This window comes from Marinomonas sp. AWM4_232 (assembly GCF_056158325.1).
The window spans coordinates 1,536,525-1,550,440 of the sequence record NZ_JBSWTA010000001.1; the positions used below are offsets into that span (position 1 = coordinate 1,536,525).

Consider the following 13,916-nt stretch of genomic DNA (forward strand, 5'->3'; position numbering starts at 1 on the left):
GTGGCCTCTTCCCGTTACCTGATTTGCTTGCGCAACGTCTTTGCTTCGTGCCTCAGCTTCGACACGTCAGCGCAAATCAGGCAAACGGGAAGGGCTTAATCAGTTTCAAAGCATTAAAAGAAACTTCTTCCTTGGTAAAGCGGCGGGCCACCTGAGGTCTAGCGGCTCCGAGAAACCAAAGGCCCCACGACATATTCCCAAGCCAGATACACCAAGGCGCCGGCTAATAAACCAATACCAAAGTTAATCAGCATCGGGACGAGTCCAGAAACGATGGCTTCTAGGGCGGGTGGTAGAGAGTCTAATGGTGCTTCGATATGTGGCAACGCATGGGCGATGATACCGCCGCCGACTAGGAACATAGCGATGGTGCCAACAATAGATAGAGTTTTCATAAGCTTAGGTGCGAAGGTTACCAGCCCCATGCCCAGTGTGTTGAGTAAGCCGTCTTGGTGCTTTTTTGACAAGTGCAGCCCAAGGTCGTCTATTTTAACGATACCTGCGACCAGGGCGTAAACGCCAATGGTCATGGCAATAGCAATCAAGGACACCACCAGCACTTGGCTGATAAAGTCAGCGTTTTGAACAGTACCAAGGGCAATGACGACGATTTCAGCGGAGAGAATAAAGTCGGTACGAATAGCCCCTTTGATTTTATCCTTCTCATAGGCGACTAAATCTGTACCCTCTGGCAGGTTTTGCTTATCACTGTGCTCTTTTTTGTGGGTTAGGCTATGAAGGATTTTTTCGAAGCCTTCAAAGCAAAGATACAAACCACCAATCATAAGCAGAGGCGAAATCAGCCAAGGTGCAAAGGCAGAGATCAACAGCGCCAATGGCACTAGAATCAGCTTATTAATCAAAGATCCCTTCGCTACAGCCCAGACAACTGGCAGTTCACGGTCTGCACTGACCCCTGTGACTTGCTGGGCATTCAACGCTAAATCATCGCCAAGTACAGCACCGGTTTTCTTGGCTGCCACTTTTGACATCAAGGCGATGTCGTCTAATAACGTTGCAATGTCATCAATTAACGCGAGTAAGTTAGTGCCGGCCATGGTGAACTCATGTTTCAGGTCTAGTTAGCCATCATAGTGCGGGGGAGATTGATAAATTGAAAGACTCTCGTGCGCAAGCTTGAAGATCCTTTCACACTTCACCCGTCTCTACAGGATCAGCAAACCTGCTAGTATGTAGCAAATAGAATAAAACATAAGGAAACGTTATGACCATCCGAGTGGGTATTATTGGTTTTGGACTATCGGGCCGTGTATTTCATGCGCCGTTTGTGATGAATCAGGCAGACATGACTTTGTCGTATATTTGCTCTTCGAAACCTGATGAGGTTCATAAATACTGGCCTGATGTGTCGGTGGTGAATGACGCGGATGCTTTAATTGCTGGTGATGATATCGACCTTGTTGTGATTACCACGCCAAATGCTTTGCATTTTCCTCAAGCGAAGTTGGCGCTGGAAACGGGCAAGCATGTTTTGTTGGAAAAGCCATCAGTGACAGAAATTGAACAGATCGAAGAGCTGTGCCGTATCGCCCACGATAAAGGTTTAATCTTCACGGTGTATCAAAATCGCCGTTTTGATGGGGACTTCCTACGTCTTAAGGAACTGGTTGAGACACGAGAGTTAGGCAATCTGAAGCAATTAGAAAGCCGCTTCGACCGATTCCGTCCTGTGGTGCAGCAGCGTTGGCGCGAGCAGCCGGGAGTGGGCACGGGTATATTTTGGGATCTTGGTCCGCATGTGGTGGACCAAGCGCTGGCGCTTTTGGGTACACCTGACTGGCTCAAAGCGAGCATAGATACACTGCGAGACGAAGGCGCGGCGCCGGACTGCTTTGAAATTGAGCTGGGTTACGGCAAAACACGCGTGCGTCTTGGCGCGAGTCTATTTGAAGCAGGTGAGATGCGTCGCTACAACGCGCGATTTGATGCAGGATCGTGGCATTGCTATGGCTTAGATGCCCAAGAAGATGCACTGCGTGCTGGTGAGTTACCTGGTGATGAAGACTTTGCTAGCCCTGAGCAAACAGCGGTACACTACAACGCGCCTAGCCAAGATGACATCAGTGCATCGCAGGAGTCACTAAAATCGGGGCGTTACGTAGACTTCTATCAGCAGCTTACGGATGCTATTCAAGGTCGCGGTGAAGCTCCTGTATCATCTCGCCACGCCTGTGAGTTGGTGTATGCCATGCAATTGGCGGAGCAGTCAGCTCAGTCTGGCGAGCGTAAAGCATGGGACTACCACAGTGCTTTCTAATTAAGCTGTAAACAATCTTTGACAGATCACTCAACGAACTTTTGGTGACGTTTTAGAATTTCGTTGAGTTGATCTAGTTTCCAGCATACCATTTCGTTCCGCTCTCGTTTGAGGGCATACAAACGCCTACAAAAACAACAACATCGCGAATTATAAACACTTCTAATCATGTCTGGTGATGAGCCTGTGCATGAGTCAGCTCTGTCTTTGTTTGTCATGCAATGTGTGCCGTGCAAAGAGAGCGCTGTAACTAGCTTTTCTGAGGAATACCATGCAAAAACTTGTGAATTTGAGCAAGCTGGCTTTGGCTGGTTTGTTTTCTTTGTCATTGGTGGCTTGTGGCGGCAGCAATGAATCTAAAACGAATGAAACGGCTCAAGCAGTACCTGCTGCAAAAGTAGAGCCGATCGAGTGGAAAATGGTCACTACTTGGCCGAAAAACTTCCCAGCATTGGGAACGGGCGCTGAAAAACTGGCGACCAGTATTACTGAAATGTCTGGCGGTCGTTTAAAAGTAAAAGTGTACGCAGCGGGCGAATTGGTCCCAGCATTGGAAGCATTTGATGCGGTGTCACGTGGTACAGCGCAAATGGGCCATGCAGCTTCTTATTACTGGAAAGGGAAAGTACCAGCCGCGCAATTCTTCACAACTACGCCGTTTGGCCTTACCGCGCAAGAGATGAACTCTTGGTTATACAGCGGTGGTGGTATGGAGTTGTGGGAAGAAATCTACTCACCATTTAACATTGTACCCATGGCAGCAGGTAACACTGGTGTGCAAATGGGTGGTTGGTTTAACAAAGAAATCAACTCCGTAGCCGATCTAGATGGTCTGAAAATGCGCATGCCTGGCCTAGGTGGTGAAGTGATTGCGAAGGCCGGTGCAACGGTTGTTAACATGCCGGGTAGTGAAATCTTCACAGCCCTGCAAACCGGTGCGATTGACGCAACCGAGTGGGTAGGTCCATACAACGACCTAGCGTTCGGTATCTACAAAGCAGCGAGGTACTACTACTTCCCAGGTTGGCAAGAGCCCGGTTCTACGGTTGAAACCTTTATCAACAAAGATGCGTTTGCAGCCTTACCAAAAGATTTACAGCAGATCGTTCGTGCGGCAGCGCGTCAGGCTAACGCTGACATGCTTGATGAGTTTACGGCGTTGAACAACTCAGCTCTTGAAACATTGGTTAATGAGCATCATGTGCAGCTGAAGCGCTTCCCTAACGATGTATTAGCCGAGCTACGTACTGCGTCTGATGAAGTGATGGCAGAGGTCGCAGCCAATGACCCGGCTAGCCAAAAAGTCTACGATTCGATGAAAGCGTTTAAAGAGAAAGTGATGAAATGGCATGAGATCTCTGAGCGAGCCTTCATCAATGCTCGTGCCGGAGAGTAATCTCAGTCGGTAAACACTATTTTGAGCCTCTTAATTCTTTGAGTTAAGAGGCTTTTTTAATACTAATAGCTAATAGAAGCATTGAGCTATTACTACGCAAATCATAGTATCCTTAACCCCCAGATAAACGACCACTGCCTCGGATTACTGAGTGCTTTCTCGTCATCTGGTTGGCATGCTAAATAAACAGTAATGAGTTTTCCAAGGGATATATCCATGATAAATGCAAACGCTCTTAGCAAGTGGACGCTTGCTGGCATTACCGCTGCCACGTTGATGGCTTGTGGTGGTTCAAACGAGCCATCGAGTAATACCGAAGCCCAAGCTGCTGCGCCAGCTAAACCCGAAACCATTGAGTGGAAAATGGTTACCACTTGGCCGAAGAACTTTCCGGCGTTAGGTACCGGCGCTGAACAGTTAGCAGAGAGCATTAATGCCATGTCTGGTGGCCGTATCCACGTTAAAGTTTATGCAGCGGGGGAGTTAGTACCAGCGCTAGAAGCGTTTGATGCCGTGTCTCGTGGTACGGCCCAGATCAGTCATGGGGCGTCCTATTACTGGAAAGGTAAAGTACCTGCGGCACAGTTCTTTACCACCGTTCCTTACGGCCTAACAGCGCAAGAGATGAATTCTTGGCTAACCCAAGGTGGCGGTATGGAGCTGTGGGAAGAAGTGTATGAACCTTTTAATGTGATGCCATTAGCGGCTGGCAACTCAGGCACACAAATGGGTGGGTGGTTCAACAAAGAAATCAACTCCGTGGCGGACCTAAACGGTTTGAAAATGCGTATGCCAGGCCTTGGTGGAGAAGTCTTGGCAGATGCAGGTGTCACAGTTGTGAACATGCCGGGTAGCGAGATGTTCACGGCACTGCAGACGGGCACCATCGATGCGACAGAATTCGTAGGACCGTACAATGACCTTGCGTTTGGCTTGTACAAAGCTGCGAAGTACTACTATTATCCAGGTTGGCAAGAGCCAGGCTCGGCGATCGAAACGGTGATCAATAAAGACGCATTTACGGCGCTACCTGAAGACCTTCAGCTGATTGTTCGAGCGGCGGCACGCCAAGCCAATGCGGAGATGTTAGATGAGTTCACCGCGAAGAATAACAGTGCTTTGGAAACGCTTGTGAACGAGCATGGTGTGATTCTGAAACGCTTCCCAGACGACGTATTAGCAGAGTTCCGTTCGTCAACCGATGTGGTGATGGATAAAGTCGCAGCTAATGACCCGATGAGTCAGAAAGTGTACGACTCAATGAAAGACTTCAAAGAAAAAGTGATGAAGTGGAGCGATATTTCTGAGCGAGCATTTGTGAACGCACGCGCTGCTGAATAAGCTGTTTCAAAAAAGACTGTTTTGATGAGCCCCTTAGTCGTTGGATTAAGGGGCTTTTTTACGTCAATTGAGTCAGAGGGTGTTGAGCTATTGATGGGCAGAGCATAGTATCCTTATTCACCAATGCGAAAAGAATATGCAATTTCGCACGGTGCGGAGTGAAATCACTCTAGCGCAATCCAGTCGTGAACTGACAAAAAGAATAATGTAACTAGTTTTCTGAGGGATACACCAATGATCAACGCGAAAGCATTCAGCAAGTGGACGCTTGCTGGGATCACTGCGGCAACACTTGTTGCATGTGGTGGTTCAGAGCAGTCTAGCAGTACCGAAACCGCCGCCGCTGCGCCCGCTAAACAAGAAACCATCGAATGGAAAATGGTCACCACTTGGCCGAAAAACTTTCCAGGTTTGGGGACAGGCGCGGAAAACCTCGCCAATAACATCACTGAGATGTCTGGTGGTCGTTTAAAAGTCAAAGTTTATGCTGCCGGGGAACTGGTGCCACCGCTAGAAGTGTTTGATGCAGTATCTCGCGGTACGGCGCAAATGGGTCACGGTGCGGCGTATTACTGGAAAGGTAAAGCTCCGGCTGCGCAATTCTTCACAGCAGTACCGTTTGGTATGACGGCTCAAGAGATCAACTCTTGGATCTACCATGGCGGCGGTATGAAGCTATGGGAAGAAGTGTACGAACCGTTCAATCTAAAACCACTGACTGCAGGTAACACTGGGGTACAGATGGGGGGTTGGTTCAATAAAGAGATCAACTCTCTGGATGACTTCAGTGGTCTGAAAATGCGTATCCCTGGTTTAGGTGGCGAAGTGCTAGAAAAGCTAGGTGGCTCACCGATCAACTTACCTGGTGGTGAAATCTTCACAGCACTACAAACGGGTACCATCGACGCAACAGAATGGGTAGGTCCATACAACGATCTAGCATTTGGTTTGTACAAAGCGGCGAAATACTACTACTACCCAGGCTGGCATGAGCCAGGTTCTGAAATGGAGTTGTTGGTTAACAAAACCGCGTTTGAAGCACTGCCAAAAGACCTACAAGCCATCGTTCGTTCAGCGTCTCGTCAAGCGACTCAAGACATGTTGGATGAGTTCACTGCATTGAACAATGATGCCCTACAAACGCTTGTTAACGAGCATAATGTAGACCTGCGTCCATTCCCTGAAGACGTTTTGAAAGCCCTAAAAGTGGCATCTCAAGAAACTCTTGAAGGGGTGGCGGCAAGTGATGAGATGAGTAAGAAAGTGTACGAGTCTTTCAAAGCCTTCCTTGATAAAGTATCACAATGGCACGATGTGTCTGAGCGTGCGTATATCAACGCGCGTGACAGTGAGTAATTTGACTATAAAGCGTGAGACAGTCTTACTATCTGTATGAGTAAGACTGTTTCAGGTGTTAACAAATTTTTTCACATTGCTACATCCTTACATCAAAAGAAAAAAGGTTATTTATTGACCATGTAATGTGTGTGCTTATAGTTAGATAAAGCATTTTATTTGGTCTCTCGATTATGAATCCTTCCATTATTTATTACTCAGCTGCGCTTGCCCCATGGAAGGAGGCATTGAACACACTACTACAAGATACCACCCAATATGAGCATCAATGGCTTCCTTTTTCGAGTCTAGCTGAAACCCCCGTATCGGCGATGATTATTGCCAATGAGGAAGATTTGAACGAAGTCGATATACCCTATGTCGGCGCTCGTAAGGTATTGATGCTAGTGAAATTATGGAGTCTAAAGCGATCTGTATCTGCTATCGCGATAGGCGCAAATGATTGTGTTGCCTATGATGATTTACCACGTATCGCATCATGGGTTGTTGCAGAACTTGCGCGCAATAGATGGCAAGCGCAATCTCTCGATCATCCAAGCTCTTTACAAACAGTGTTAGATGCCATCCCCGTACCGATCTTTTATAAAGATGAATTACACATATATCGTGGTTGTAACCGCGCTTTCTGTGAATTTATAGGCTTACCGAAAGAGCGTATCGTTGGACACTCGGTTTATGATATCGCCCCCAAAGAGCTAGCTGATATTTATTTTGAAGCGGACCAGACCTTACTAGCAAAAGGTGGAACGCAAGTTTATGAAGCGCAAGTAAAAAACGCGTTAGGCGAAACATTTGATATTGAATTCCATAAAGCTGTTTTCTATAAGTCTAACCGTGAAAAGGCTGGTCAAGTGGGTGCGATGCTTAACATTACTGAGCGAAATCAGTTAATGCGGCGGCTTGAGAAGGCGAGCCGCACAGACCCTCTCACGGGGGTTGGGAATCGTAGAGAGTTTAATATAGCCGTGACTGTAGCATTAGAAAAGGCCCAGCATTGCTTAAGGTCGACAAGTTTGCTCACTATTGACGTTGACCATTTTAAACTGGTCAACGATAAATATGGTCACAGTGGCGGCGATCAAGCACTCAAGTTTCTGGTAGATCGTATCCAAGAGGTTCTCCCGCAAGGTGGACAAATATTCCGCATCGGTGGAGAAGAGTTTTATGTTTTGCTACCGGCATGCGATTTATCTGAAGCGCGGGTTATTGCAGAGCGTGTTCGCCAGCATATTCCTGATCAGACACTCCCCCTTCGTAATGGTGAGTTGGCGATGACAGTTTCCATCGGAGCTATTCAATTAGTGTCTGAAGAGCAATTAGAAGAATCGTTTAAGCGTGTCGACCAAGCACTTTATGAAGCAAAAAGTTCTGGGCGCAATAGAGTATGCTTGGCTTATTACGATTAAAGACTGACTTTATAACCGGCTAAAAAAAAGCCCACTGCAAAGTTAGGGAGGGCTGCAGTGGGCTTAATACACTGAGAAAGATAACGCGGTGAGTACCAGGTGGAGAGCCTATCCCAATCACGTCATCTATCGCAGGGGTTACTCCGCTTTACTACCTAGTTCAAGTAGCGTTGCGTTACCGCCAATGGCAGTGGTATTCGTTGACACAGTTTGCTCTGTCACAAAACGAAGAATGTAGTGTGGCGCGCCAATGGTGCTTAGAGAGCCAATGCTCGTCTCTTCGACTAATTGACATAGCAAGCCAGACTTCTCCGCTAAACGTTTGCTCAACTGCTGGGCATTGTCCACGTCACAGATGATTGCCACACCAGCTAGATCGGTTGCTTCAATGATGGAATCTTGTGCCGACTCCGCCACATTTTGCACCACGCCTTCTGGAACAAACTTCGCCAGTGTGTCCATGATTTGTTGGCCTTCTGGGCCTACTGTAATCACAGGGTTACCCGCTACCAGCGCCGCAAAGATTTGACCGACTAGGCCAACAGAGACAAGATCGCCTGCGATGCCCGATTGCACGGTAGTTAAAAACACACCGCGACCGTGAGTCGATAGGACGTTGCTTTCACCAGTTGGTCCTGGCAATACAACGGCTTCGCCAATTTCGTGTTGGGCATTGTCTAACTGCCACTTGGCCATATTGGCTTGCTCGTGTGTTAGACCAAAGATCGCTTTTTCCAGCTGTGCAACACGGCCAGCAACACCTAATTGGTTCCAGGCTTCAAAGACTTGGTTAGCCACTTCGATTTGGATAGGTTTTACGATTGTCATGGGTTATTTCTCCTGTCAGCCTGATTAAACCAATTGCTCTTTCGCAAAGCGTGGTAGGTAGTGTGGGCCACCGGCTTTTGGACCTGTACCAGACAGACCTTGGCCACCAAATGGTTGTACACCTACGACAGCACCGACTTGGTCACGGTTAATGTAGAGGTTACCAACGCGCGCTCGATTAGCAATGTGAGCACAAGTGGTTTCGTTACGGCTGTGAACGCCCATGGTCAAGCCAAACCCTGAGTTATTAATCGTATCGATGATCTTATCTAGGTCTTTTGCTTTGTAGCGAATCACGTGCATGATCGGACCGAATTTCTCATCTTTTAGCTGGTCGATGCTGCTGATTTCAAACGCAGTCGGCGCAACAAAAGTTCCTTTGTCTGCCCACTCTGGTAGCTCGGCTTGAGCGATCAAGCGACCTTCTTTTTTCATCACTTCGATGTGGTCAAGCAGCATCTTCTGTGCTTTTTCATCGATTACCGGACCTACATCAGTTGAGTGTAAGTAAGGTAGGCCAACCGACTGCTCTTTCATGGCGCCTGCGATCATTGGAATAACACGATCAGCGATGTCCGTTTGAACGAACATAACACGTAGTGCTGAGCAACGTTGACCGGCAGAAGCAAAGGCTGAGCGAACGGCATCTCGTACCACCTGCTCAGGTAGAGACGTCGAATCTACTAACATCGCATTCTGACCACCAGTTTCTGCAATCACAGGGACTGGGGCAACACCACGGCTTGCCAAAGTACGGTTGATCAACTGTGCTGTACCTGTCGACCCTGTGAACGCTAGACCTGCGATGCGTTTGTGTTGCGTCATTGGCGCACCTACGGTTGCACCATTACCAGGTAGGAAGTGCAAGACGTCTTTGGGAATGCCTGCTTCGTGCATCATTTGCACAGCACGGAATGCAACCAAAGAAGTTTGCTCCGCTGCTTTACACACGACTGCATTACCTGCTGCAAGAGCTGCAACGACTTGGCCAGAAAAGATTGCCAATGGGAAGTTCCATGGGCTAATACAAGCGAATACACCACGACCAGTCAGTTGTGACTGTTGAGTCTTGCCTTGGAAGTTGGTGAAGACTTTTGGTGCGGCAAAGTTTTGACGAGCCTGTTGCGCATAGTAGTTACAGAAATCGACCGCCTCACGCACTTCGTCAATACAGTCTTGGATGGTTTTACCTGCTTCGCGGTGACAGATGGCAACCAACTCAGCGTAGTTTTCTTCCATCAACTCTGCCAAACGTTCTAGGCAAGCAGCACGATCGGTTGCAGGGGTTTTAGACCAAGCAGGGAAGGCTGCATCGGCTGTATCGATGGCTTTGTTCACGATCTCAGCATTTGACCAGTACACTTTACCCACGTTTAAGCTGTGATCGTAAGGGCTGTTTACTTCACGAACTTTATCCGTTTCTAAGTTTTCACCGCCCACGATTGGGTAAGCTGTCCACGTTGTGCCTGCACCCATGAAGGCATCGACAGACGTTTTAAATGATGTCCATTCAGATTCAATCTCGATGTTGGGACCATAGGAGTTTTTACGGTCAACAAACATGTCTTTTGGTAGATTGATGAATGGGTTACGCAGTGTTTTACGGGCCTTTAGAGTCGTCACTGGGTGATCGACTAGCTCAGATACTGGGCAACGTGCATCCACTAGACGATGTACAAATGAGCTGTTAGCACCGTTTTCTAGAAGACGACGAACCAAGTAAGGAAGTAAATCTTTGTGGCTACCAACTGGCGCGTAAATACGAACACAAACGTCTTTGTCTTTGATCAGACGGTTGTAAAGCGCATCGCCCATGCCGTGTAGACGTTGGAATTCGTACTCGTTAGTGGTTGCGCCCAAGTTTTCTGCAATCGTAGCAATGGTCGCAATCGTGTGCGCATTGTGGCTTGCGAACTGTGGGAAGATCCACTGACGTGTGTGTGCACTTAATAGGAAGTTTGCACAAGCAAGGTATGAAACGTCGGTTGATTCTTTACGTGTGTAAACTGGGTAACCACTTAGGCCACGTTGCTGGCAGAGCTTGATTTCAGAGTCCCAGTAAGCGCCTTTTACCAAGCGCAGAGGAATACGATCACCCACGTCTTTTGCAAGCGCTGCTAGCCAGTTTAGAACAGGAAGACAACGCTTCGAGTAGGCTTGTACAACGAGGCCAAACAGTCCCCATCCTTTTGTGCTTTCGTCACGGAACAACTTTTCAAACAGGTGCAGCGACAGCTCTAAGCGGTCCGCTTCTTCTGCGTCGATGGTGATGCCAACGTTCAATGCGCGGGCTTTTTGGATCAAACCTTTTACGCTTTCAAACAGCTCTGTCATGACGCGCTCTTCACAGCCCACTTCGTAACGTGGGTGTAGGGCAGACAGTTTGATTGAGATCGTTGGGCGGTGGCCCTTGTTGTAGGTGTCTTGACCAACGGATTCGATGGCTTGTTCGTAAGACTTAAGGTATTTGTCGGCATCAGCAGCAGTCAGAGCCGCTTCACCTAACATGTCGAATGAGTAAGTGTAGCCTTTGTCGCGGTAGCTCTTACCACGTGACAATGCTTCGCTGATAGAACGACCAAGCACGAATTGGTGACCCATGATCTTCATAGCTTGGTTCATGGCTTTACGAATCACTGGCTCAGAAACACGGTTTACCATGCGATTGATCAGGTTTGCTGGCTGACCATCTTTGGTTTCGTCCATAGTGACGATTTTACCCGTCAACAATAGACCCCAAGTCGACGCGTTAACGAAGAATGAGTCCGAGTTTTTAACGTGAGATGCCCAGTCAGCAACACTTAGACGGTCTTTGATGAATGCATCAGCGGTTTCTTTGTCTGGCACACGCATCAAGGCTTCTGCCAAACACATTAGCAAGATACCTTCTTTAGTATCTAGGCTGTACTCAAGCAACAGTGAGTCAATCATTGACATGGACTCATCGTCTTTACGCACTTGCTCGATCAAGGTTGTCGCGGCATCTGTGCTGGCTTTTAGCTGCGCATCAGTTGGTTCAGCTAGCTTTAATAGCTCCGTTAGCCACAGCTCTTCATCCGCACTGTACAGCGGTGAAATGCGCTGCCACAGTTCGTTTAGGGGGCGCTCAAGAATAGTTGGTTGTAAAACCTCGAGTGCGTTAAACATAGTTAGATTCTCCCACGACAACCGGAAATCGTTGTTTCCGTATAAAACCGTTTTGTATTGTTATGAAGACGTTCTACGTAAAGTGTTGCAAAGGAAGAGGAAAACTCAAGCCAGCAAACGTGCAAAAAACGTCATCTTCGTACTGTGAGAGAAATATAGTGACAGAGTGGTGACAGCGTCTTTCGTAATACTCGGCTTTTTTTATAAGAAAATCCGACAGAATTTATTAGTGTTGTAAATAAGTCGATATCTGCGCCAATTAAGAGCATAAAAGGCGCGAAATGCTAAAAACTAGTGCGAGGGTATGGTTGGTAATCAGCTATTACGGAACTGTTTTTGATATTTCAGGGGAGTGATGCCAAGGGTCTGAGAAAAGGTGCTGGTCATGGCGCTTTGACTGGAAAAGCCGCACATTTCCGCCACTTGAACTGGGGTATGGCCGTCACGCAATAACAACTGCGCTCGTTCAAGACGTTTACGGATCAGATATTGGTGTGGTGTCATGCCTGTACGTTCTTTAAAGCGCTCGTGAAATTGGCTCACACTTAAAAAACAGAAGTTAGCGAGTTGGCTGATTTGTACACGACGAGATAGGTTAAGCTCAATAAACTGGTCAAGCTTTTCAATATCTAACTGCTGGCCACGAGTTTTAATGTTTTGGTTGTTTAGCTGATGGCGAATGGCGCTGAGTAATGTATTGCCACAGGCGCGTGCTAGCAGGATATCCTCTGGATATTGCTGTAATTCTCCTGACAGGGCTGATGCCAATACTTGTAACCGTGGATTTAGCTCAAAGTAGGCTGCTTGATCAAACAATCGTGACACCACTTCGTACTCTTCGTCTGTGATGGCTTTTTGTGGTGGGACTGGCAAGTTCACTACCATGATGCGATTGTCACCGAGACCAACAAACTGATGGCCTTCGGCAGACGGCACAATGCAGCCACTGCCAGAACGCATTTGACGACCGCCGCGACTTTCCAAATCAAAGTCGGTGTTACCATCAAGTACGACAACTAGCTGGTGGTAGTTGTGCTCATGTGTGTCAGCCACATCGGGCAAACTTAAGACATCAGAATCAGAAGGGGTCAATTAAATTGCCTATTTTTCATTCAATCAAACAGTGAAAGTATAGCGGGGTCGCGGGAAATTGAGTAGAGGGAAAATGAAAGAGGGCAGATTCTCTGCCCTCTGACGCGGGTTACAAGACAACGACTAGGTTCCCTTGAGCACCACTTTTTAGAACATCTTCATGGGCTTGCGGTAATTCGGTCAGAGCGTACTCTTTACGAATAACGGGTTTCAGCACACCCTTTTCGAACAGTGGCAACATCGCTTGGGCGATACGTTTCAGCGCATCGGGTGTTGCGTTTGCCAAGGCCACACCCATCACCGCTGCATCGCGTGCCATGAGATCACGAGGGTTGATGTCCACGGTGCCACGGTTACCAATCACCGCTACACGGCCACCAAATGCGAGTGCTTTGAGGTCCTGATCAAGGTTCTGGTTAGCCAGCATCTCGATGATCACATCAAAGCCAGTTTGCAGTGATTGGTAGGGTGCTAGATAGCCTTCTTGGTTGTGCATGATGACTTCTTGAACACCTTGAGCACGTAGCAAGTTTGCGCCTTCAATAGTGCCTGCAGAAGCCACAACGTTCATACCAGCCGCCAGTGCAAGCTGAACCGTTGCAATACCCACTGCACCGGTTGCACCGTGCACCAGAACACGCTCGCCCGCTTGGGCGTGAGCACGGCCAAATAGAGCACGATGGGCTGTGGTGTAAGGAACACCTAGACAAGCCCCTTCAGCGAAACTCAACGCATTTGCTAACGGAAAGGTATGCGTCGGTAGGGTGGCGGCATACTCTGCAGCTGAGCCAGTTAGGTTGCGTGAGAAATAGACGCGTTGGCCAATGCTAAACCCTGTGACATTGCTACCGACTTCGACAATCGTACCCGCGCCGTCATTGCCTGGGGTATGAGGAAATGACGCCGTGTAGTTATTGATGCCAGAACGAATGTAAGTATCGACTGGGTTAACCCCAGAGGCTCCGATTTGAACCAGTATTTGATCATCGTTGATGGTGGGCTTTTCAGCATCTACCAGCGTTAAATCACTTGCTGGTCCATAATCGTTCACTTGCATAGCTTTCATAGCATC

General features: G+C 48.0%; 10 protein-coding genes. 5 read left to right on the top strand and 5 right to left on the bottom strand.

The genetic code is table 11. From position 1 onward, the window contains the following. Nucleotides 1–158: 158 nt before the first annotated feature. A complete protein-coding gene (locus ACXAC1_RS07330) occupies nt 159–1,058 on the bottom strand; it encodes a DUF808 domain-containing protein (protein ID WP_475060407.1) in 900 nt (299 codons plus the stop codon). A gap of 167 nt (nt 1,059–1,225) precedes the next feature. On the opposite strand from ACXAC1_RS07330, the gene ACXAC1_RS07335 reads away from it, so the two are divergent. From ACXAC1_RS07335 to ACXAC1_RS07355, 5 genes are all read left to right on the top strand, one after another. Beyond that, nucleotides 1,226–2,278: a Gfo/Idh/MocA family oxidoreductase gene (locus ACXAC1_RS07335; protein WP_475060409.1), complete on the top strand. Its 1,053-nt coding sequence runs from the start codon at nt 1,226–1,228 to the stop codon at nt 2,276–2,278. A gap of 271 nt (nt 2,279–2,549) precedes the next feature. Continuing rightward, nucleotides 2,550–3,674, top strand: a complete 1,125-nt coding sequence (locus tag ACXAC1_RS07340; protein ID WP_475060411.1) for a TRAP transporter substrate-binding protein — start codon at nt 2,550–2,552, stop codon at nt 3,672–3,674. 216 nt (nt 3,675–3,890) lie between these two features. Next, nucleotides 3,891–5,015 (top strand): TRAP transporter substrate-binding protein, encoded by a 1,125-nt coding sequence (locus ACXAC1_RS07345; RefSeq protein WP_475060414.1) that lies wholly within the window; start codon nt 3,891–3,893, stop codon nt 5,013–5,015. A 234-nt stretch (nt 5,016–5,249) separates the two neighbouring features. After that, the gene (locus ACXAC1_RS07350) at nt 5,250–6,371 is read left to right on the top strand and encodes a TRAP transporter substrate-binding protein (protein ID WP_475060416.1); all 1,122 of its coding nucleotides are present in this window, start codon (nt 5,250–5,252) and stop codon (nt 6,369–6,371) included. A gap of 173 nt (nt 6,372–6,544) precedes the next feature. Then, nucleotides 6,545–7,777, top strand: coding sequence for a GGDEF domain-containing protein (locus tag ACXAC1_RS07355; RefSeq protein ID WP_475060419.1), 1,233 nt, complete (start codon nt 6,545–6,547; stop codon nt 7,775–7,777). Nucleotides 7,778–7,915: 138 nt separating this feature from the next. On the opposite strand, the gene ACXAC1_RS07360 is transcribed toward ACXAC1_RS07355, so the two are convergent. From ACXAC1_RS07360 to ACXAC1_RS07375, 4 genes are all read right to left on the bottom strand, one after another. Then, nucleotides 7,916–8,605 (bottom strand): 1-pyrroline-5-carboxylate dehydrogenase, encoded by a 690-nt coding sequence (locus ACXAC1_RS07360; RefSeq protein WP_475060422.1) that lies wholly within the window; start codon nt 8,603–8,605, stop codon nt 7,916–7,918. A gap of 24 nt (nt 8,606–8,629) precedes the next feature. Continuing rightward, nucleotides 8,630–11,752 (bottom strand): bifunctional proline dehydrogenase/L-glutamate gamma-semialdehyde dehydrogenase PutA, encoded by a 3,123-nt coding sequence (putA, locus tag ACXAC1_RS07365; protein WP_475060424.1) that lies wholly within the window; start codon nt 11,750–11,752, stop codon nt 8,630–8,632. Between the two features lie 315 nt (nt 11,753–12,067). After that, a complete protein-coding gene (locus ACXAC1_RS07370; RefSeq protein WP_475060426.1) occupies nt 12,068–12,844 on the bottom strand; it encodes an AraC family transcriptional regulator in 777 nt (258 codons plus the stop codon). Between the two features lie 109 nt (nt 12,845–12,953). Continuing rightward, nucleotides 12,954–13,910 carry an NADPH:quinone reductase gene (locus ACXAC1_RS07375; protein ID WP_475060428.1) on the bottom strand — a complete coding sequence of 319 codons (957 nt, stop codon included), beginning with the start codon at nt 13,908–13,910 and terminating at the stop codon, nt 12,954–12,956. Nucleotides 13,911–13,916: the final 6 nt, after the last annotated feature.